This is a genomic window from Frigoribacterium sp. MEB024 (assembly GCF_000878135.1).
GTDB lineage: Bacteria > Actinomycetota > Actinomycetes > Actinomycetales > Microbacteriaceae > Frigoribacterium.
The window spans coordinates 15,215-36,123 of sequence record NZ_JXQZ01000049.1 but is presented as its reverse complement, the minus strand read 5'-3'; the positions used below and the strand labels follow the sequence as shown (position 1 = coordinate 36,123).

The following is a 20,909-nucleotide window of genomic DNA, read 5'->3' as shown; positions in this document are numbered from 1 at the left end:
GATGGAATCCCGTGGTGAACGTTGAGAACTCGGGTCCAGATGCCAGCACGACGAAGCACATCTTCGTCACCGGAGGCGTCGTCTCCTCCCTCGGAAAAGGCCTGACGGCCGCCAGCCTGGGCAATCTGCTCACGGCTCGCGGGCTGCGCGTGGTCATGCAGAAGCTCGATCCGTACCTGAACGTTGATCCGGGCACGATGAACCCGTTCCAGCACGGCGAGGTCTTCGTGACCGACGACGGTGCCGAGACCGACCTCGACATCGGGCACTACGAGCGCTTCCTCGACATCGACCTCGGTCAGTCGGCGAACGTCACGACCGGCCAGATCTACTCGACCGTGATCGCGAAAGAGCGACGCGGCGAGTACCTCGGCGACACCGTGCAGGTCATCCCGCACATCACCGACGAGATCAAGCGGCGCATGCGCCAGCAGGCGGACGACGACCCGAAGCCCGACGTGATCATCACCGAGGTCGGCGGCACGGTCGGCGACATCGAGAGCCAGCCGTTCATCGAGGCCGCTCGTCAGGTGCGCCACGAGCTCGGTCGCAAGAACGTGTTCTTCGTGCACGTCTCGCTCGTGCCCTACATGGGTGCGTCCGGTGAGCAGAAGACCAAGCCGACGCAGCACAGCGTCGCCGCCCTCCGGTCGATTGGCATCCAGCCCGACGCCCTCGTGCTGCGCAGCGACCGTCCGGTCAGCGAGAGCAACAAGAAGAAGATCGCCCTGATGTGCGACGTCGACGAGGACGCCGTGGTCAACGCGAAGGACGTCGCGAGCATCTACGACATCCCGGCCATGCTGAACGACCAGGGGCTCGACGCGTACATCATCGACCACCTGGGTCTCGGCGAGAAGGCGGGCGAGGTCGACTGGTCGGGCTGGCAGCCCGTGTTGACCGCCGTCCACGAGCCGAAGCACGAGGTCACGATCGGCCTGGTCGGCAAGTACATCGACCTGCCCGACGCCTACCTGTCGGTCACCGAGGCCCTCAAGGCCGGCGGGTTCGCGCACCAGACCAAGGTGTCGCTGACCTGGATCCCCTCCGACGACTGCGAGACCGCCGAGGGCGCTGCCAAGGCGCTCAGCCAGGTCGACGGCATCTGCGTGCCCGGTGGTTTCGGCATCCGCGGCATCGAGGGCAAGCTCGGTGCGCTGCGCTTCGCCCGCGAGAACGGCCTGCCGGCGCTCGGCCTCTGCCTGGGCCTGCAGTGCATGGTCATCGAGTACGCGCGCAACGAGGCCGGCCTGACCGGCGCCTCCTCGTCCGAGTTCGACCCCGACACCGAGTACGCGGTCGTCGCGACCATGGCCGAGCAGGTCGACATCATCGCCGACGGCGACCTGGGCGGCACCATGCGCCTCGGCCTCTACCCGGCCGCCCTCACGCCGGGCTCGCTCGCCGCCGACCTGTACGGCTCCGAGCTGGTGTCCGAGCGTCACCGCCACCGCTACGAGGTCTCGAACCAGTACCGTCAGCAGATCGCCGACGCGGGCCTCCGCTTCTCGGGCACCTCGCCCGACGGCACGCTCGTCGAGTACGTCGAGCTCGACCGCGACGTCCACCCGTTCTACATCGGCACGCAGGCCCACCCCGAGCTGAGGTCGCGCCCCAACGACGCCCACCCGCTCTTCGCCGGGCTCGTCGCCGCATCCCTCGAGCGCCACGACGCGAGCAAACTGTTCGCCGACGAGGCCGACGAGGCCGACGCTGCCGAGGTCGTCGCGTGACCGACGCGTTCTCCGCGGCCACCGGCCCTCTCGCCGACGAGCCGGCGTCGCCGACGGTCACGAAGACCGAGGTCGTCTTCCAAGGCGCCGTCTGGAACGTCAAGCGCGACACCGTCGACTACAACGGGTCGCCGATGGTGCGCGAGTACGTCGCGCACACCGGGGCGGTCGCCGTGCTGGCCGTCGACGACGAGCAGCGCGTTCTCGTCATCAAGCAGTACCGACACCCGATCCGCACCCGCGACTGGGAGCTGCCCGCCGGCCTGCTCGACGCCGAGGGCGAGAGCAAGCTCGACGCCGCGAAGCGAGAACTGTCAGAAGAAGCCGACCTGCAGGCGACGACCTGGGACGAACTCGTCTCGTTCCACACGACGCCCGGCGGCAACGACGAGATGGTCACGGTCTACCGAGCCACCGGCGTCAGCGCGACGGAGGGCCCCTTCGAGCGCAGTGACGAAGAAGCCGACATCGAGAAGCGTTGGGTCTCGCTCGACGAGATCGTCGACGGCGTCCTCGCCGGGCGTCTGCACAACTCGATCCTCAGCATCGCGGCGCTCGCCGCGGTCGCGTCCCGCTGAGGTGCGCGTCGCCCCGTCGGCGCCGCGGCCCCGGCCGTAGCCTGGCCCGGTGACGATCGAGGAGGCGCTGGACCGGTACCTGAGACACGTCTCCGTCGAGCGAGGCCTCAGTCCGAACACGACCGCCGCGTACCGCCGCGACCTCGTCCTCTGGCGGGCGCACCTGGCGGAGGCCGGTCGCGTCACCCTCGACGAGGTCGAGCCCGGGGACGTCGCGTCGTTCCCGGCGGCGCTGGCGACCCGCGCCGAGAAACCGCTGGGCGCCTCCTCGGTGGCCCGGGTGTTGTCGTCGGTGCGGGGGTTCCACCGCTTCGCGCTCGAGGAGGGGCTGGTCGCGGTGGACGTGGCCGCCACCACCCGGCCGCCCAAGCTGCCGAGCCGCCTCCCGAAGGCCATCTCGGTGGGCCAGGTCGAGGCGCTGCTCGCCGCCACCGACGGCGACGAGCCGACGCGACTGCGCGACAAGGCCCTGCTCGAGCTGCTCTACGCGACGGGGGCGCGGGTGAGCGAGGCGGTGTCGCTCAACGTCGACGACGTGATCGAGGGCGACGTCGTGCGCCTGTTCGGCAAGGGGAACAAGCAGCGCATCGTTCCGCTCGGCAGCTACGCCCGCCGGGCGCTCGACGCATACCTCGTCCGTGCCCGACCGGTGTTCTCGCCGCGGGGAGAACCGACGCCCGCGTTGTTCCTGGGCACGCGCGGGGCCAGGGTGTCGCGGCAGAACGCGTGGCTGATCATCCAGGCGGCGGCCGAGCGGGCCCAGCTGGGCCTCGAGGTGTCGCCGCACACGCTGCGGCACTCCTTCGCGACGCACCTGCTCCAGGGAGGGGCCGACGTCCGGGTCGTCCAGGAGTTGCTCGGGCACTCGTCCGTGGCGACGACGCAGATCTACACGCTGGTGACGGCGGACGCGCTGCGGGACGTGTACTCGACGGCACATCCGCGGGCACGATGGGCGTCGTGACCGGGCGACGACCCGGCGCCCGACCGAGCCCCGACCTGGCGTCGACAGAGCATCGACCCCGCGCTGACCAGGCAAAACCCTCAAGCAAGGCATGAGGCTTCCTGGTGACGGGCCGGGCGCGGCAGCCCGTCGGCGTCGGGGGGCGCCGGTACTCTCGTACCCGTGAGCACCAAGCCGACCTCGAGCACCCCCGCCCTCTTCGAGAGCGCTCCGGCGACCGTCCCCGCGAACGGCCCCACCGGGCGCCCGCGCACCGAGTTCCCGACTCCCGCGCCCCTGTCGAGCCACGGCCCGGCCCGCATCATCACCCTCTGCAACCAGAAGGGCGGCGTCGGCAAGACCACCACGACGATCAACCTCGGCGCCGCGTTCGCCGAGTACGGCCGTCGCGTGTTGGCCATCGACTTCGACCCACAGGGTGCGCTGACGGCCGGCCTCGGCGTGCAGTCGCACGACCAGGCCACGATCTACGACCTCATGATCGGCGCCGTGAAGGACGCGCACGACGTCATCGTGCCCACGCGCGTCGAGAACCTCGACGTCATGCCGGCCAACATCGACCTCTCCGCCGCCGAGGTTCACCTCGTCAACGAGGTCGCGCGCGAGCAGATCCTCGCGCGCATCCTTCGTCAGGTCAGCGACGAGTACGACGTCGTCCTGATCGACTGCCAGCCCTCGCTCGGCCTGCTGACCGTCAACGCCCTCACCGCGGCGCACGGGGTGCTGATCCCGCTCGAGTGCGAGTTCTTCGCGCTCCGCGGCGTCGCCCTGCTCGTCGAGACCATCGAGAAGGTGCGCGACCGGCTGAACCCCGCGATCACCCTCGACGGCATCCTGCCGACCATGTTCGACTCTCGCACGCTGCACAGCCGTGAGGTGCTCGAGCGCGTCGTCGAGGCCTTCGACGACCAGGTGCTCGAGACCGTCATCGGTCGCACCGTGAAGTTCCCCGATGCCTCCGTCGCGGGCACCCCGATCACCAAGTTCGCCCCCGAGCACCCGGCGGCGCAGGCCTACCGCCAGCTGGCCCGAGAGCTGATCGCGCGTGGTGCCGCGGCCTGAGTCGGCGACCGCCGAGGTCGGCACCGACGAGACCGCCCTCACGGGTCACGAGGTCTCGCCCGGGTTCGACGTGCGGCTCGAGAACTTCAGCGGGCCGTTCGACCTGCTGCTCTCGTTGATCACCAAGCGCGAGATGGACATCACCGAGGTCGCCCTCAGTGCCGTGACCGACGAGTTCCTCTCGTTCCTCCGCCGCATCGACACCGACGAGAACCTCGACCAGGCCAGCGAGTTCATCGTCGTCGCGGCCACGCTGCTCGACCTCAAGGTGGCGGGGCTGCTGCCGCAGGGCGAACTCGTCGATGCCGAGGACGTCGCCCTGCTCGAGGCGCGCGACCTGCTCTTCGCCCGGCTGCTGCAGTACCGGGCCTTCAAGCAGGCCGCCGAGTGGTTCGCGCAGCACGGAGCCGCCGAGGCGGCCCGGCACGCCCGTTCGGTGCGACTCGAACAGAAGTACCGCGTCACGACCCCCGAGCTCGTCTGGACGCTCTCGCCGGACGACTTCGCCGCCCTCGCCGCCCTGGCGCTGACTCCCCGCGAGATCCCCACGGTCGGCCTCGACCACCTTCACGCCCCCTTGGTGAGCATCCGCGAGCAGGCAGCGATCGTCGTGTCGTTGCTGCGTCGCGGTGCGGTCCTCACCTTCCGCGAGCTCGTCGCCGGCGTGGACGAGAAGGGCGTCGTCGTCGCCCGGTTCCTGGCCCTGCTCGAGCTGTACCGTCATGCGTCCATCTCGTTCGAGCAGGTCGAGCCGCTCGGCGAGCTCAGCGTCCGCTGGGTGGCCGAGACCTGGACCGAAGAGAACCTGGCGGCGCTGGGGGCCGACTATGAGGGCTGACGCGACCGGCGCCTCCTCGTCCGTCGGGACGCCCGGGGCCCGGTCCGAGGGAGCCCGGACTCGCGAGGCCGACCCGTCCACCGTGATCGCGCGCCAGCTCGAGGCGCTGCTGATGGTCGCCGACGAGCCGCAGTCGCTCGTCGACCTGGCGACCGCCGTCGGCGCCCCCGTCGCCGCGGTGCGGCCGGCGATCACGGCGCTCGTGGCCGATTTCGACGGGGTTGACGGCACGGTCCGACGGGGTTTCGAGCTGCGAGAGGTCGGCGGCGGATGGCGATTCTACGTCCGTGACGAGCACGATCCGGTCGTCCGCGATTTCGTGCTGACGCAGAACCCGACGAAACTGTCCTCAGCGGCTCTCGAGACGCTGGCGGTCATCGCCTACAAGCAACCCATCACCCGCAGCAGCATCGCCCAGATCCGGGCGGTCAACGTCGACTCGGTCGTCCGTACGCTGTTGGGTCGCGGCCTGATCACGGAGTCGTCCACCGACCCCGAGACAGGCGCCATCAACTACGAAACGACAGGCCTCCTCTTGACCCATCTCGGCATCAACTCGCTCGATGAGCTCCCGCTCATCTCGCCCCTGCTCTCGGACGGCCAGGGGGGGTTCGACGATGTCGCGTAGTCAGTTCTCCTCCGACGATTCCGAGCTGGCCTCGGGCGAACGCCTGCAGAAGGTCATGGCGGCCGCGGGCGTGGCCTCGCGCCGCGTCAGCGAAGACATGATCGCCGCCGGTCGCGTGACGGTGAACGGCAAGGTCGTCACCGAGCCCGGCCGCCGCATCGACCCGGCGAAAGACAAGATCGTCGTCGACGGCAGCGCGGTGCAGCTCGATGCCACGCGTCGCTACGTCATGCTCAACAAGCCGGTCGGCATCGTCAGCACCCTGAGCGACGAGAACGGTCGCCCCGACCTGCGCCAGTTCACCGAGCAGTACGAAGAGCGGCTCTTCAACGTCGGCCGCCTCGACGTCGAGACGAGCGGCCTGCTCGTCCTGACCAACGACGGCGAGCTCGCACACGTGCTCGCGCACCCGTCGTTCGGCGTGACCAAGACCTACATCGCCAAGGTCAAGGGCGTCGTCACGACCTCGGTGCTGAACGAGCTCATGACCGGCGTCGAGCTCGACGACGGCCCGATCGCGGCCGACAAGGCGACGCTCGTCGCCGGTGGCGCGGGTCTCTCGCGCTCGTCCGACTCGTCGCTGATCGAGATCACGCTGCACTCGGGGCGCAACCGCATCGTCCGTCGCATGCTCGAGGCCGTCGGCCACCCGGTCATCGACCTCGTCCGACGCTCGTTCGGCCCGCTGCACCTCGGCACGCTCAAGGTCGGCCACATGCGCTCGCTGACCAAGGTCGAGCTCGGGGCCATCCTGACCATCTCGCGTGACGCCACGGCGGACTCGACGGTCGACGCCGCCCCGATCACAGAGAGCCCCGACGCCCCCGTCGACGAGGCCGACGTGGTCGAGCTGGCCCTCGCCGACGACGAGGTCGAGAAGGACTACTACGACGAGGACGACGAAGAGTACGACCCCGCCACCGACGCCCGTGCCGAGCGTCGCCGTGCCGCGGCCCGTGACCAGGCCGAGTCGACCTCGCGCCGGGCACAGGTCCGCCGAGAGCAGGAGGCGCGCCGCGGGCAACGCGACGAGAGTCCCACCCGGGGTGGTTACCAGGGCAACCGGCACGACGGTCGCTCGGGCGACGAGCGTCCCGTGCGCGGCTACCAGGGCACCAACGACGACGGTCGTGGACGCGAGGGGCGACCGGCTCGAACCGGTTACCACGGCAGCGACGAGCGTCCCGCCCGCGGCGGGTACCAGGGACGTGACGACCGCGGTGGATCTCGTGGTGGCTACCAGGGCCGCAACGACGACGGTCGCGGTGAGTCTCGTGGTGGCTACCAGGGCCGGAACGACGACGGCCGCGGACGCGATGACCGTCCGGCCCGTGGCGGCTACCAGGGTCGTGACGACCGCGGTGGAGCACGCCCGGGATACCAGGGCCGGAACGACGACGGCCGAGGTCGTGACGATCGCGGTGGGTTCGTGTCACGCGACGATCGCGGCTCGCGGGGCGGGTTCGTCTCGCGCGACGACCGTTCGCCGCGAGGTGGCGGAGACCGTCCGCTGAGCCCCGGTGAAGAGCGCGCGGCGGGTTACCCGAACCGCGACGCCAACCGCGATCCGCGCACCGGACGCCCCTCGGGCATCCGTGCCGGCGGCAAGGCGACCAACCGAGGCTGGGTCGACCGCGGCGCAGCGGAGCGCGGCGAAGACGACCGTGGCGGGCGTGACGACCGTCGTGCCGGTGCCGGTGGCTACACGGGTGGGCGCGACTCGCGCGACGACCGTGGTGGTTCGCGGGGCGGGTACCAGGGCCGTGACGACCGGGGTGGACGTGACGACCGGGCCGGTCGTGACGACCGCGGTGGTTCGCGCGGTGGGTACCAGGGCCGTGACGACCGTGGTGCGGCGAGGGGCGGCTACCAGGGCCGTGACGACCGTGCGGATCGTGGAGACTCCCGCGGTGGTTACCAGGGTCGCGATGACCGAGGTGGCTCGCGTGGCGACGGCTACCAGGGTCGCGACGATCGCGCCGGGCGCGACGGATCGCGCAGCGGCGGCTACCAGGGCCGTGAGCAACGCGACGACCGCGGCGGTTCGCGAGGCGGACCCGCCCGTGGCCCGCGTGACGACCGCGGTGGCCGTGACGACCGTGGCGGCCGTGACGACCGCGGCGGCGACCGCCCGTACCGTGGCAGACCCGACGCCGGGGGACGTGGTCCTCGAGGGGGCGGGCGGTCGTGACCGACGCGCACCGCGCCTCCTCGGCTGACGACTCCACCACGCTCGACGCGGCGATCGGCGGCGTGCCGACGGTCGACGCCCTGACTGCTGACGCGCTGACGTCCGGCAGTCGGCGGCTCGCGGGCCAGGTTCGCATCGTCGGCTCGGGTCTGCTCGGTGCCAGCATCGGTCTGCGACTGCGTCAGCACGGGGTCGACGTGATCCTCGACGACGTGTCGCCGGCCGCGCGCAGCCTCGCCGTCGACTACGGCGCCGGGCGGCCACCGGCCGACGGCGACGCCCCCGGGCTCGTGGTCGTCGCCGTGCCGCCCGACGTCACCAGCGGCATCGTCGCGCGCGAACTCGACGCCTGGCCCGAGGCGCTCGTGACCGACGTCGCATCGGTCAAGGTCGCCCCGCTCGCCGAGTTGCGTGCGCGCGGCGCCGACGTGTCGAGGTACATCGGTTCGCATCCCATGGCCGGCCGCGAACGCGGGGGAGCCGTCTCGGCTCGCGCCGACCTCTTCGTCGGCCGCCCGTGGGTCATCGCGGGGCACGACGACATCACGTACCGTCGGGCGGCCGCCGTCGAAGACCTGGCGCTCGACCTCGGAGCGACCCCGATCGAGATGTCGCCGGAAGAACACGACGCCGGCGTCGCCCTCGTCAGCCACGCGCCGCAGGTCGTCGCCTCCCTCATGGCGACCCGTCTGCGCGACGCACCCGACGCCTCGCTCGGCCTCGCCGGTCAGGGCGTCCGGGACGTCACGCGGGTCGCCAGCAGCGACCCGGCGCTCTGGACGCAGATCCTGGGGGCGAACGCCTCCCGCGTCGCCGTCGTGCTGCGCGACCTGCGCGCCGACCTCGACCGCGTCGTGCACGCGCTCGAAGCACCCGACGCGCCGGGCAGTCGCCGCGCCGTCGCCGAGAGCATCGGCGCCGGCAACGTCGGCGTCGCCCGTCTGCCCGGCAAGCACGGGCAACAGACCCAGTTCAGCTCGGTGATCGTCATGGTCGACGACACTCCCGGGCAACTGGCCCGCCTGCTCACCGAGATCGGTGAGATCGGCGTCAACCTGGAAGACCTGCGGCTCGAGCACTCGCCGGGCGCGCAGGTAGGACTCGCGGAGGTATCGATCGTGCCCGAACAAGAAGACCGACTCGTCACCGAACTCGAGACCCGGGGTTGGACCGTCGTGGGGGCGTTCGCGTGAGCGCCGACCTGGGCGGCACGAGCCCCGTCGGTTCGTCCGACGTCGACCCCGAGCGCTCGCCGGGTGAGCACGGCGTCGGAGGTCCCGCCGGCGAGGCCCACGTCGAAGAGTTGCGGGCCGAGACCGCCGCGGCCGTGCACCGCCACGTCGTGGTGGCCGTCGACGGACCGGCCGGGAGCGGCAAGTCCAGCGTCAGCCGCGCCTCCGCCGCTTCTCTCGGCTTCGACTACCAGGACACGGGGGCGGCCTACCGAGCCTTCGCCCTGCACGCCCTCGACGGCGGCGTCGACCTCGACGACGCGGACGCGATCATCGCGGCGCTGCCGACGTTCCACTACGCGATCGGGATCGATACGGCCCGCGCCTCCTCGGTGACGATCGGCGGTCGCGACGTGACGGACGAGATCCGCACCCCGCGCGTGACGACCGCCGTCAGCCACGTGGCCAAGCTGCCCGAGGTCCGCCGGTTCATGGTCGACCTCTTCCGCCGCATCATCGCGTCGACCGACAAGCCGGGCATCGTCACCGAGGGCCGCGACATCACGACCGTCGTCGCACCGGATGCCCAGGTCAGAATCCTGTTGACCGCGAGCGAAGCCGCTAGAATGGCCAGGCGTTCGGCCGAGGTGACCGGGCAGAGTGCCGAAGAGACAGCTCGGCAGCTCTCGACCCGCGACCGGCTCGACAGCAAGGTCGTCGACTTCATGACCGCCGCACCCGGCGTCTCCACCGTCGACTCCACCCAACTCGACTTCGACCAGACCGTGCAGGCCGTGGTCGAGCTCGTGCGAGCGAGCACCCCCATTTCTTAAGGAAGTCCCCATGGCAGACGACGACAAGTACCCCGAGCTCGACGAGCAGATGGTCGACCGCATCCAGACGATGCCCGACGAGGACGCCGACCAGCGCGCCCGAGCCCTTCGCGCCGGCCTGACCGACTACGACCTCGACGAGGGCGACATCGACGTCCTCGAGGGGGCCGACTGGGACCCCGACGCACTCACCTACGCCCCGGCCCTGCCGGTGCTGGCGATCGTCGGCCGACCGAACGTCGGCAAGAGCGCCATGGTCAACCGCATCCTCGGGAGGCGCGAGGCCGTCGTCGAGGACAAGCCCGGTGTCACGCGCGACCGCGTCTCGTACAAGGCCGAGTGGGGCGGACGCCGCTTCACCCTCGTCGACACCGGCGGGTGGGAACCCGACGCGATCGGCATCGACCGCTCGGTCGCGATGCAGGCCGAGATCGCGGTCGACCTGGCCGACGCCGTGCTGTTTGTCGTCGACGTCAACGTCGGGGCGACGGCCACCGACGAGGCCGTCGTGCGCATGCTGCGGGCCTCGCACAAGCCCGTCATCCTCGTCGCCAACAAGAGCGACGACGCCCGCAAAGACCTCGAGGCCGCATCGCTGTGGTCGCTGGGGCTCGGCGAGCCGTTCCCCGCGTCGGCTCTGCACGGCCGCAACGTCGCCGACCTGCTCGACCTCTGCATGACCAAGCTGCCCGCGGTCTCGACCGTGGCCAAGCAAGAGATCGGCGGCCCGCGTCGCGTCGCGATCCTCGGTCGACCGAACGTCGGCAAGAGCTCGCTGCTGAACAAGGCCGCGGGCGAAGAGCGCGTCGTCGTCAACGAGCTCGCGGGCACGACTCGCGACCCCGTCGACGAGCAGGTCGAGATCGCCGGTCGCGTGTGGACCTTCGTCGACACCGCCGGCATCCGCAAGCGTGTCCACCTGCAGCAGGGCGCGGACTTCTACGCGTCGCTGCGTACCTCGGCAGCGCTCGAGAAGGCCGAGGTCGCCGTCGTCGTGATCGACGTCACCGAGCAGATCTCGACGCAGGACCTGCGCATCATCGACCTGGTGCTCGAGTCGGGCCGTGCGCTCGTCCTCGCGTTCAACAAGTGGGACCTCTTGGACGACGACCGTCGCCGCTACCTCGAGCGCGAGATCGAGCAGGACCTCGACCACGTGTCGTGGGCCCCTCGCGTGAACATCTCGGCCCGCACGGGTCGTCACCTCGAGAAGCTCGTCCCCGCCCTCGAGCTCGCCCTCGAGTCGTGGGACACCCGCATCCCGACCGGCAAGTTCAACGCCCTGCTCGCCGAGCTCGTCGCCGAGCACCCGCACCCGCTGCGGTCGGGCAAGCAGCCGCGCATCCTGTTCGGCACCCAGGCCGCGAACCGCCCGCCGACCTTCGTGCTCTTCACGACCGGGTTCCTCGACCCGCAGTACCGCCGCTTCATCACGCGGCGCCTGCGCGAGATCTTCGGCTTCGAGGGCACGCCCATCACGGTGAACATGCGCGTGCGCGAGAAGCGCAAGCGCCCGTAGCCCTTCTCCCGTGCCTGTCCCGTCGACGGATCGGCACCGCCCGCAGGCTCGCCTGTGGACTGAACGCCCGGTTGTGGATCGTTTCCACACCGGGCGTTCTGCATTGCTAAGGTGGCTCCCATCGACAGCGATATGTGAATGTCGCATGATGGAGGGCGAGGGTGCATGGCAGACCTGGTGGTGGACGAGAAGACGTTGACGTCGGTTGCGTGGCGGGTGTCGTCGGCGGCCGTCGACGCCGAGGTGTCGGCGACGCTGACGCTCGGGACGGCGTCCGACGTCGGTTCGCCGAGCGTGGCGGGGGTTCTCGACGAGGCGACGGGGCAGCTGGTGAGACGGGCGGGGTTGGCCGTCGAGGCGATCCAGGCGGTGGGCGACTTCACGACGACGTTCGTGCGCGAGTTCGAGCAGGTGGAGTCGCGGCTCGCCGCCGGCTTGCCGGTGGACGACCTGGCCGGGGTGGGGTCCAAGTGAGTGCCGACGCCGCCCCGGGGGTCGGGTCGGTCGAGGGCATCCGGCAGCTCGCGACGACGAGGCGGACCGAGGTCGACGATCTCGAGGTGGCGGCCTACCGGTTGGCCGAGGCGGCGAGCTGGGGTGCCGAGTGCTGGCGGGGACGCTCGGGCGAGCAGTTCGTCGCGTCCATGACGGACGTGTCCGCCGAGGTGACTGCTGTGGCTCGGGGCCTCGAGCACCACGCGGCGGCGCTCGAGGCGTACGCGGTCGACGTGTCGTTGATCCAGGGGTCTCAGCAGACCCTGGAGGCGCGGCGTGCGATGGCTGAGCAGAACGTCCTCTCGACGGGGGTCGCCTTGAAGACGATCATGCGTGAGGCGCAGGACGCGGCGCGGGACGACCTGATCGGCATTGTCGTGGAGTCCGAGTACCGCTCGGGTGAACGGTCGACATTGCAGCGTCGCATCGACGACGAGCAACGCGAGCTCGAGGTCATGGCGGGCTTGTGGGCCGACTTGGTCGAAGAGCGGGCTGCGGCTGATCGCCGGTGCATCGCCGCGCTGCAGAGCCCCGAGGCGATGGGGGCGTTGCCTCAGGTCACCGGGCAGGCCCTGGCCGCGGGGTCGTCCGAGGAATTGCTGGCGTTGCTGGCAGGGCTCTCGGCCACCGAGCTGACGATGCTGCTCGAGCAGCACCCCGAACTCGTCGACAAGGCGTTCCTGGCCGATCCCGAGCGGGTGCGGGCTTGGTGGGACGAGCTCGGGCAGCAGGGTGCGCGGAACGCCGACGGACTCACTGCGATGCAAGTGGCGCTGGTGCGAGGGGCGCCAGCGATCATCGGGGCGCTCGACGGCCTGCCGCCGTCGGCGCGGGTCGCGGCGAACGTGTTCAACGCGAGACGTCGGATGGCCGAGATCGACGCGATGGTGGGGCCGATCAAGCGCAGGGGCCTCCCCGGCGATGACGAGACGCTCGCCGCCTTGGCGCGCGAGCGCGCGTACCTCGGGCGAGCGGTGGCAGAGCCGCCGACGGTTCAGCTGTACCTCTTCGATCCGTCGAAGAGTCGCATCATCGAGATGATCGGGGAGTGGAACGAATCGACCAGGACGGTGCTGACCTACGTGCCGGGGACGCTGACGAACATGGATTCGTTCTATCGGGAGCCTGGAACCGTGCAGCAGATGGCGTGGTGGCTGCACGATAGCGACGCGAGCAAGACCACGGTCGCGTTCGTGTTCAAGGACGGGTTCTTTCCTGGAGGGGCGGAGGGCGGAAAGAACCCCGCCGAGTTCGTCGGGGCCTTCGCCGAGGCGAACGACCCCGAATTCGCTCGTAAGTCGAGCAAGACCTTGTACGACTTCCAACGAGGCTTGGCGGTCGACCCGGTCTCGACCAAGCCCGGCCATCGAGACATCGCGATCGGCCACAGTTGGGGGCTCGCGAACATCACGTCGGCCGAGGTGCGGGGTGCCACCTACGACAAGGTCATCTCGCTCGCCGGCGCGGGCATGCCGCCCGAGTGGCAGGCGCGTCCCGGTACGACCTACACCGATTACAGCTACTGGGACTTTCTCCAGGCTGCCCAGCGCACGGGCGGTGTCTGGGAAGGTCGAAACCCGAACCGGTCGGATGAGTTCGATTCCAAGGGGTACTACCTGGGCCCCGAAGACCTCAGGTTTGGAGACATGGCCACTCTGACGCCTCTCACGAAGGTGGATGACAACCATTCGCTCGTTGCCGAGTCCAGCGAGGCAAACGCCGCCGTAAGAGATGCCCTCACGAAGGAAGTCCATCCGGATGTTCGCTAGAAGGATTCCTCGGCGACGGTGGCTGGTTGCAGCCGCAGTGTCCATCGCTGTTGCAAACCTCGTTGCATGTTCGAGTCCGAGCAGCGAAGAAACGAAGAGAGAGAAGTACATGGAAGAGGGATCTGACCGAGTCGATCTCGGACAGTTGCGCCAAGACATCCGTGTCGTTCAGCGCCGCCTCGTTTCCATGGGGTCTGAACTCGTCGAAGGGAGTGTCGAGGAGTCGTCGAATGGCGTTCTCATGTCTTGTTCGGGTGGCCAGCACCAATGGACGGGATCGACGACCGCCGAGTACTCGGCCATGCCAAGCCAAGAGGAGTACTACCGCCTGGTCGAGGCAGAGCTTGAGGGGTCCGATGAGCTGACGACGTCTCGACAGTTCTCACCAGATGGCGAAGACGAATGGCTCATCGTTCGAGGTGAAGACGGTACTCGCTACTCGATCACCCTCTGGGCGGGCATCTCGAAGGTGCAAGTGTCGGCGAGTTCGTGGTGCTTCACGGTTCAGCCCGGGCAGACGAATGGTGGTCGGTTCTGAGGGTGGGACGTCCGCCATTGGCGTGCCACAGCTACTGGGATTTCCTGATGGAGGCGCAGTCGACCGGTGGTGTCTGGGGCGGACGTAACCCGAACCGATCCGATGACTTCGACTCGCGTGGGTACTTCCAGAGTCCGCATGACGTGGAACTCGAGCAGGCCGGGGCAAGCTACACCCCGGTCTGGAAGCTCGATGACAACCATGCGCTCGTCGCTCAATCGAGTGACGACAATGCACAGGTGCGCGATGCCTTGAGGCAGGAACTGTTCCCTGATGGCTAGAAACAAGGCGAGATTCGTCGCGGTGCGGTGCGCAGTCGTCATTGCGGTATTGGCTAGCTTGGTCGCGGGTTGCGCCCAAGAGACCCCGGAGGGGCTTGAGCAGATGAAGTACATAGACGAAAAGACCGATCGAGTGGATCTCTCGGCCCTGAAACGCGACGTCATGGTGACTCAACGAGAACTGGCATCCATGGGGGATGCGGAGAGCATCGTGGGCATCCTGGAACCGGCTGACGGGGTCCTGATGTCATGTTCCGAGGGGCGACATCAGTGGACGGGGTCGACGACGATCGAGTACGCCGAAGCCCCAGAACAAGAGGCGTACTTCTCTTTGGTGGAACACAGACTTGCTGATTCTGCGGACTTTCGTACAGAACGGCTCGTCACGCCTGACGGCAGGGATGAATGGCTCATCGTTTGGACCAGGGATGGAACCAGATATTCCATCACGGTCTACACGGGGCGCTCGAAGGTCCAGGTGTCCTCGAGTTCGTGGTGCTTCACGCTTCAGCCCGGGCAGGCAGAGGGTGGTCTGTTCTGAGGGTGGGATAGGGCACCATTGGTGTTCGTGAGACGAGCGGACGGGGTGCGAACGGTGACGGGCGCTGGGCTGTGGCACCGCGCCTCCTCGGGGGTGGGGTTGTCGGCCGCGGCCGACCGGGTGTGGCAGCGGCTGCAGCTCGACCGGCTCGCCGGCGGGCGGCACTCGGGCTACGTCATCCACGAGGACATGCGGCAGCACCCTCGAACCGTCCGCGGCTTCGTCGGCATCCGGTGGCTGCTGTTCGGCGAGACCGTCGTCGGGCTCACCGCCATCTTCATCGCCGCCGTCCTCACCAGCCGCGGAGAACACGTGCCGTGGGCCGTGTGGTTCCGCTCCACCGTCGTCCTCTTCATCACCGCCTCGCTCTACGTTTTCGCCTGGCGGGCACAGCTCGGCTACTACTGGGCCTACTCACGCCTCCGCCTGTTCAGTCGCATCTTCCCGATCGTGACGCTCATCATCGCCACCATCCCCGGGCTCTACCCCGGATGGATGGTCGTCGAGCAGATCGTCTTCTCGCTGCTGATGATCGGCATCGGCGACCTGCTCACCAGCGACCACATGCGCGCGGCGTTCCCGCGGCCGGCGAAGCCCGACGTGGTCGACGGCGCGAGCTGAGAGTCCGCGCGCTCCGGCACCACGCCAAGAGGTAAACAAACGGCCATCCGATTCCGTGGCGGGGTGTTCACTTCGTGGCGGGCAGGCGGGCAGGCGGGCAGGCGGGCTGGCGGGCGGGGCGGCCGCAGGCCCGAGGAGGCGCGGCCTAGTCGCTCGCGCGCGGAACCATCTCGACGTCGGCGGGCTCGACCACGTGCCCGTCGCCCGTGACGAACGCGACCCGCACGGGTTCTCCCGACCCGGCGACGCTGAACCGACGTGCGGCGCCGTCGGGGTGCGGATCGTGCTCGTCGCCCCAGACGGCGAGGGCGGCCAGCACGGGGGAGAGGTCGCGGCCGGCGTCGGTCAGCAGGTACTCGACCCGCTCACGGGCCCCGTCTTCTCGGTAGGTCGAGCGTTCGAGCACGCCGGCGGCGACGAGCGACTCGAGCCGGGCCGTCAGCACGTCGGGCGACAGGCCGAGCCGCGCCCGGAACTGCGAGAACCGGGTGTGCCCGAGCAGCGCCTCCCGCACCACGAGCAGGGCCCAGCGCTCGCCGAGCAGGTCGAGGCTGCGCGCGATGCCGCAACGCGGGTCGAGGGGTCCACGAGAAGCCATGCCGACACCCTACCTCGATAGGCTTTTCGTATCCAGGGTGCTAGCGTCGCCGACATGCCCCGTGACCTCGCTGCCTCCGTCCGTCCCGACGGGCCGGATAGGCTCGCGTTCTGGACCTGCGCCTCCGTCCTCGCCCTCGCCCTGTGGACGAGCGGCGCCGCGACGCCGGTCTACCCGCTCTACGCGACGGACTGGCAGCTGACGCCGTTCGTCACGACCGCGATCTTCGCCGTCTACCCGCTCGTCCTCGTCGTCGTGCTGCTCGTCTTCGGCGGCCTGAGCGACACGATCGGCCGGCGGGCGAGCATCCTGCTCGGCGTGAGCGCGTCCATCGTCGGTGTGCTGCTGTTCGCGCTGGCTCCGGACGTCGGCTGGGTGCTGGTCGGCCGCGCGTTCATGGGCCTCGGCGTCGGCCTGTCGCTCAGCCCCGCCACCGCCGCGATGATCGACATCGCCGGTCCCGTCAACTCGGCGCGCACCGGAGCCATCAGCACCGCCTCCACCGCTGTGGGCCTCGTCTTCGCGACGCTGCTCGGCGGAGCGCTCGTCCAGTACGCGCCCGAACCGCTGCACCTCACGTACTGGGTTCTGCTCGTCGTCGAGGTGGGAGTGCTCGTCCTCGTCTGGCGGCTGCCGCGGGACCGGGACGCGCTGGCCGGGCCCTGGAGGCCACGGTGGCCGAGCATGCCGCGCGCGCTCCTCGGGGCGGTGGGCGCCGCGGCTGTCTGTGTCAGCGCCTCCTACGCTCTCGGGGCCGTGGTGCTCTCGCTCGGTGCCGAGATCGGCGTGACGCTGATCGGCAGCGACAACGCGTTCGTCACCGGCGCGGTGATCGCCCTGTCGATGGTGGTCATCGCGGTCGTGGCGCTGGCGTCGCGACGGGTGCCGGTGGTGATCGCCGTCGTCGTGGCGGCGGTGGCGACGGCGCTCAGCTTCACGGCACTGGTGCTGGCCGCGGCACAGCAGTCGTTGGGGCTGTTCCTGGCTTTCTGCGTACTGTCGGGGGTCGGCTACAGCCTGTTCTTCGCGGCGGGGCTGGGGATCGTGTCGCGGTTCGCTCCGGAGCATCACCGCGCCGGGACGCTGTCGGCGGTGTACCTCGTCGCCTACCTGGTGCAAGGGGCGACCGCGCTGTGGCTCGGCGCGCAGGCGACCCGCGGAGGGCTCGAGAGCGCCGTCGACGTCGGAGCTCCGGCGATCGTGGGGCTGGCGCTCGCGGCGATGGTGGCGGTCGTCGTCGTGATGCGCGGGCGGGAGCGGCGCGGGCGGGTCGCGGCGTAGGGGTGGCAGGGCGGAACGCAGGAGGCGCGGGTCGGGTCGCGTCGGGAAGGTGCGGACGGCAGGTGGCGGGCTTGCATGCCGCCACGAGGTGAACACGCCGCCACGCGATCTCGTGGCGGAGTGTGTACTTCGTGGCGGGGTGGGGCGGGCCACGACGCCAGGAAGTGGTCACCGCGCCAGGCTTAGTCCTGGCGCAGTGACCACTTCTTGGCGTCATACCCGGGCGGCGGGCGGTAGACCGCCTGCGGCCTGCGGCCTACCGCCTACCGCCAGCGCCGCAGCGCCACGCGCTGCACGACGTTCAGCACGGTGTCGCTCAGCGTCCCGAGCAGCGCCAGCAGCACGATGGCGAGGAAGATCCGGTCGACGCGTCCGTTCGACTGCGACTCGGTCAGCAGGAAGCCGAGGCCCATCGACGACGCGATCAGCTCGGCCGCGACCAGGAACAGCCACGCCTGCGCGAGCGCCAGCCGCAGCCCCGACACGAGCGACGGCAGCACGGCCGGCAGCTGCACCCGGGTAAAGAGCGACACCCGCCGCAGGCCGTAGGCGCGTCCCGCCTCGACGAGCTGCGGGTCGACGTGCCGCAGCGACCCCGCGACCGTGGTGAACACCGGGAAGGCCGCACCGATCGCGATCAGGGTCACCTTCGAGTCCTCGCCGATGCCGAGGTACAGGATCAGCAGCGGCACCCAGGCCAGCGACGGGACCGCGCGCACGGCCGCGATCGACGGTGCGAGCAACGCCTCGCCCACCCGCGACAGCCCGACCACGGCGCCGACGACCAGCCCGATCACCGACCCGACCACGAACCCGATCAGCACCCGCTGCACCGAGATGGCGACGTAGAGGCCGAGCTGACCCGTGGCGGCGAGGTCGACTCCTGCCCGCGCCACGTCCGCAGGGGACGGCAGGCGGTACGAGGGCACACCTCCGACGGTGGTGGCGAGCACCCAGGCGGCGAGCACGGCGGCCGGCACGAGCACCCCGAGCAGTGCCAGGCGGCGGGGAGCAGGCGCGCCCGGGGTGCCCGGGCGTCGCGGCGCGGGCGACCCGGACGAGGAGGCGCGGCGTCCGTCGTCGACGACCCGCGCCTCCTCGGCTCGAGGGGTGGCGGTCAGGGTGCTGCTCACGAGGTGGACGCGGCCGTCGCGTACGAGTCGTCGAAGAGCGAGTCGAGGGCGGCGTCGACGTCGTCCTGCGAGGGGACGTCGCCCGACTCGACCAGGATCGGGCCGACGGTGTCGAGGACGGCGCGCTGGTCGGCTCCGGGGGCGGGGTCGATGTCGAGGTGGGTGCGGTCGATCACCGTGGTGGCGACGGCGGGGTCGATGGCGGCGGCCTTCGCGAGGATGGCGGCGGTCTCGTCCGGGTTCTCGAGTGCCCAGGCGCGGGCCTTCTCGTACGAGTCGACGACGACCTGCGCGACGTCGGGCGACGCCTCGAGGAACGACTCGGTGGCGTTGAGGAACCCGTAGCTGAGGAAGTCCACGTTGCGGTAGAGCAGCCTCGTGCCCGACTCGGCCTCGCTCGCGGCCATGATCGGGTCGAGGCCGGACCAGGCGTCGACGCTGCCGTTCTCGAGGGCGGCACGTCCGTCGGCGTGCTGCAGGTTCTGGATCGTCACGTCCGAGGCGCTGAGCCCGGCCTGGTCGAGCGCCTGCAGCAGGAAGAAGTACGGGTCGGTGCCGGTGGTCGCCGCGATCGTCTTGCCGCGGAGGCCCTTGACGTCGGTGATGGTCGAGTCGCCCGGGACGACGAGCGCCGACCACTCGGGCTGCGAGTACACGTCGATCGTCTTGATGGGGGAGCCGTTCGAGCGGGCGAGCAGTGCCGCCGAGCCGGCGGTCGAGCCGACGTCGACCGCTCCGGCGCGCAGCAGCTCGTTGGCCTTGTTCGAGCCGGCCGACTGGGTCCAGTTCACGGTGACTCCGTCGCCGAGGGCGTTCTCGAGGTAGCCCTGGTCCTTCACGACGAGGCTGAGCGGGTTGTAGGTCGCGAAGTCGATGTCGAGCGTGTCGGTCGACCAGTCGCCGTCGCTCGCCCCGGCGCCGCCTGCCGCGTCGGCCGCGCCGGTGCCGGCGTCCTCACCCGCGACGCAGCCGGTGAGGAGGAGGGCGCTCGCCGCGGCGAGGGCGAGACCGCCAGCCCAGGAGGCGCGGGTGCGGGTGGTGGGGGAGGTGCGGAAGGTCATCGGTTCGTCTCCGTGCTGTCGGGGGCGGTGCGGTGGTCTGCGGGGGTCGGTTCGGGTGCGGTCTCGGTCCGGGTGCGTCCGGCGGTGGCCGTCGCGGTCAGCGTGCTGGTGGTCGAGTTGCCCGCGTGGACGCGGTGGACGCCGAGGTCGGCGAGCAGCTGGAGGCGCAGCTCGGCCAGGGCGGGGTCGTCGCGGTCACGGGGTCGGTCGCCGGGCACGGTGACGATGCGCTGGATGCTGGGGGCGCCTCCTGCGGTGGGGGCGTGCGCCGCGCCTCCTGCGGTGTCGGCGCGCGCCGCGCCTCCTGCGGTGGTGTCTGACGCGCCGGTGGCGCCGGCGGGCTGCTGCTGCGAGAGGTCGGCGAGGACGACGATGCGGTCGGCGAGGTAGAGGGCTTCGTCGACGTCGTGGGTGACGAGCAGGACGGTGGTGGGTTCGGCCCGGTGGATGTCGAGCAGCAGATCGTGCATGCGGAGGCGGGTGAGGGCGTCGAGGGCTCCGAACGGTTCGTCGAGCAGCAGCACCTTGGGGGCCCGGGCGAGGGCGCGGGCGAGGGAGGTGCGTTGGGCCATGCCTCCGGACACCTGGCGGGGGCGGAGGCCGGCCGAGCTGCCGAGCCCGACGAGGTCGAGCAGTTCGGTGATGCGGGCGCGGCCGGCGGCCTTGTCCGGTTTGCTGCCTCGGTCGCCCTTGCCGGCCTTCGGCAGGCCGAGTTCGACGTTCTGGCGGAGGGTGCGCCAGGGCAGGAGGCGAGGCTCCTGGAAAGCGATGGCGCAGCGTTGGTCGGTGGGCAGGGTGGGGGAGTCGTCGATGTCGACGGTGCCGGTGTCGGGCTGGTCGAGGCCGCCCACCTGGCGGAGCAGCGTGGACTTGCCGCAGCCGGACGGGCCGACGATGGCGATGATCTCGCCGGCCTCGACGTCGAGGTCGAGGCCGTTGAGGACGGGGCGCTCGCCGAAACGCCTCCCGACGCCGCGCAGACGGATCGGCAGGGCCGAGGAGGCGCGGGTCGTCGAGGTGGACATGTCACGACGGTAGGTGGGCGGGGTGCTTGCCGTCCCGTGCGGTGTAAC

General features: G+C 70.3%; 20 protein-coding genes and 1 pseudogene. 17 read left to right on the top strand and 4 right to left on the bottom strand.

The features are described 5' to 3' along the window. The first annotated feature begins 14 nt into the window (after positions 1–14). The 16 genes and pseudogenes from SZ60_RS10825 to SZ60_RS10745 all read left to right on the top strand — a co-directional run bounded on the left by SZ60_RS10825 (position 15) and on the right by SZ60_RS10745 (position 15,763). On the top strand, positions 15–1,733 hold the full coding sequence (locus tag SZ60_RS10825) for a CTP synthase (RefSeq protein ID WP_082060063.1): 1,719 nt from the start codon (positions 15–17) through the stop codon (positions 1,731–1,733). After that, on the top strand, positions 1,730–2,311 hold the full coding sequence (locus SZ60_RS10820) for an NUDIX hydrolase (RefSeq protein ID WP_043595861.1): 582 nt from the start codon (positions 1,730–1,732) through the stop codon (positions 2,309–2,311). The genes SZ60_RS10825 and SZ60_RS10820 overlap by 4 nt, the downstream gene beginning before the upstream one ends. A gap of 49 nt (positions 2,312–2,360) precedes the next feature. Further along, positions 2,361–3,275 (top strand): site-specific tyrosine recombinase XerD, encoded by a 915-nt coding sequence (gene xerD / locus SZ60_RS10815; protein ID WP_043595859.1) that lies wholly within the window; start codon positions 2,361–2,363, stop codon positions 3,273–3,275. A gap of 162 nt (positions 3,276–3,437) precedes the next feature. Further along, positions 3,438–4,337: a ParA family protein gene (locus SZ60_RS10810; protein ID WP_043595856.1), complete on the top strand. Its 900-nt coding sequence runs from the start codon at positions 3,438–3,440 to the stop codon at positions 4,335–4,337. Beyond that, the gene (locus SZ60_RS10805) at positions 4,321–5,175 is read left to right on the top strand and encodes a ScpA family protein (protein WP_043595854.1); all 855 of its coding nucleotides are present in this window, start codon (positions 4,321–4,323) and stop codon (positions 5,173–5,175) included. The genes SZ60_RS10810 and SZ60_RS10805 overlap by 17 nt, the downstream gene beginning before the upstream one ends. After that, positions 5,165–5,803, top strand: a complete 639-nt coding sequence (scpB, locus tag SZ60_RS10800) for an SMC-Scp complex subunit ScpB (RefSeq protein ID WP_082060060.1) — start codon at positions 5,165–5,167, stop codon at positions 5,801–5,803. The genes SZ60_RS10805 and scpB overlap by 11 nt, the downstream gene beginning before the upstream one ends. Beyond that, positions 5,793–6,587: pseudogene (locus SZ60_RS17705) on the top strand (pseudouridine synthase); the annotation flags it as partial. The gene scpB and the pseudogene SZ60_RS17705, both read left to right, overlap by 11 nt. A 1,502-nt stretch (positions 6,588–8,089) precedes the next feature. Then, a complete protein-coding gene (locus SZ60_RS10785; RefSeq protein ID WP_043595880.1) occupies positions 8,090–9,187 on the top strand; it encodes a prephenate dehydrogenase in 1,098 nt (365 codons plus the stop codon). 134 nt (positions 9,188–9,321) lie between these two features. Continuing rightward, positions 9,322–9,999: a (d)CMP kinase gene (cmk, locus tag SZ60_RS10780; RefSeq protein WP_043595878.1), complete on the top strand. Its 678-nt coding sequence runs from the start codon at positions 9,322–9,324 to the stop codon at positions 9,997–9,999. A gap of 70 nt (positions 10,000–10,069) precedes the next feature. Further along, positions 10,070–11,518 (top strand): ribosome biogenesis GTPase Der, encoded by a 1,449-nt coding sequence (gene der, locus SZ60_RS10775; RefSeq protein ID WP_369700705.1) that lies wholly within the window; start codon positions 10,070–10,072, stop codon positions 11,516–11,518. Between the two features lie 165 nt (positions 11,519–11,683). Beyond that, positions 11,684–11,992, top strand: coding sequence for a hypothetical protein (locus tag SZ60_RS10770; RefSeq protein WP_043595851.1), 309 nt, complete (start codon positions 11,684–11,686; stop codon positions 11,990–11,992). Next, the gene (locus tag SZ60_RS10765) at positions 11,989–13,782 is read left to right on the top strand and encodes a hypothetical protein (protein ID WP_043595849.1); all 1,794 of its coding nucleotides are present in this window, start codon (positions 11,989–11,991) and stop codon (positions 13,780–13,782) included. Before SZ60_RS10770 ends, SZ60_RS10765 begins: the two co-directional genes overlap by 4 nt. A gap of 109 nt (positions 13,783–13,891) precedes the next feature. Next, complete coding sequence (locus tag SZ60_RS10760; RefSeq protein ID WP_043595847.1) at positions 13,892–14,320, top strand: hypothetical protein; 429 nt, start codon at positions 13,892–13,894, stop codon at positions 14,318–14,320. A gap of 143 nt (positions 14,321–14,463) precedes the next feature. After that, positions 14,464–14,601 carry a hypothetical protein gene (locus SZ60_RS17490; RefSeq protein WP_197073548.1) on the top strand — a complete coding sequence of 46 codons (138 nt, stop codon included), beginning with the start codon at positions 14,464–14,466 and terminating at the stop codon, positions 14,599–14,601. Beyond that, positions 14,594–15,142, top strand: coding sequence for a hypothetical protein (locus SZ60_RS10750; protein WP_156155584.1), 549 nt, complete (start codon positions 14,594–14,596; stop codon positions 15,140–15,142). The genes SZ60_RS17490 and SZ60_RS10750 overlap by 8 nt, the downstream gene beginning before the upstream one ends. Positions 15,143–15,196: 54 nt before the next feature. After that, positions 15,197–15,763, top strand: coding sequence for a hypothetical protein (locus SZ60_RS10745; RefSeq protein WP_231567129.1), 567 nt, complete (start codon positions 15,197–15,199; stop codon positions 15,761–15,763). 145 nt (positions 15,764–15,908) lie between these two features. On the opposite strand, the gene SZ60_RS10740 is transcribed toward SZ60_RS10745, so the two are convergent. Beyond that, the gene (locus tag SZ60_RS10740; RefSeq protein ID WP_043595841.1) at positions 15,909–16,361 is read right to left on the bottom strand and encodes a helix-turn-helix domain-containing protein; all 453 of its coding nucleotides are present in this window, start codon (positions 16,359–16,361) and stop codon (positions 15,909–15,911) included. A gap of 54 nt (positions 16,362–16,415) precedes the next feature. On the opposite strand from SZ60_RS10740, the gene SZ60_RS10735 reads away from it, so the two are divergent. Then, positions 16,416–17,642 carry an MFS transporter gene (locus SZ60_RS10735; protein WP_043595840.1) on the top strand — a complete coding sequence of 409 codons (1,227 nt, stop codon included), beginning with the start codon at positions 16,416–16,418 and terminating at the stop codon, positions 17,640–17,642. A 263-nt stretch (positions 17,643–17,905) separates the two neighbouring features. On the opposite strand, the gene SZ60_RS10730 is transcribed toward SZ60_RS10735, so the two are convergent. Genes SZ60_RS10730 through SZ60_RS10720 form a run of 3 tightly spaced genes read right to left on the bottom strand, consistent with a single transcriptional unit; the run spans position 17,906 to position 20,861 of the window. Continuing rightward, positions 17,906–18,775 carry an ABC transporter permease gene (locus SZ60_RS10730; protein ID WP_231567128.1) on the bottom strand — a complete coding sequence of 290 codons (870 nt, stop codon included), beginning with the start codon at positions 18,773–18,775 and terminating at the stop codon, positions 17,906–17,908. Further along, a complete protein-coding gene (locus tag SZ60_RS10725) occupies positions 18,772–19,836 on the bottom strand; it encodes an aliphatic sulfonate ABC transporter substrate-binding protein (RefSeq protein WP_043595838.1) in 1,065 nt (354 codons plus the stop codon). Before SZ60_RS10725 ends, SZ60_RS10730 begins: the two co-directional genes overlap by 4 nt. Beyond that, positions 19,833–20,861: an ABC transporter ATP-binding protein gene (locus tag SZ60_RS10720; protein ID WP_043595836.1), complete on the bottom strand. Its 1,029-nt coding sequence runs from the start codon at positions 20,859–20,861 to the stop codon at positions 19,833–19,835. The genes SZ60_RS10725 and SZ60_RS10720 overlap by 4 nt, the downstream gene beginning before the upstream one ends. Positions 20,862–20,909 lie beyond the last annotated feature (48 nt).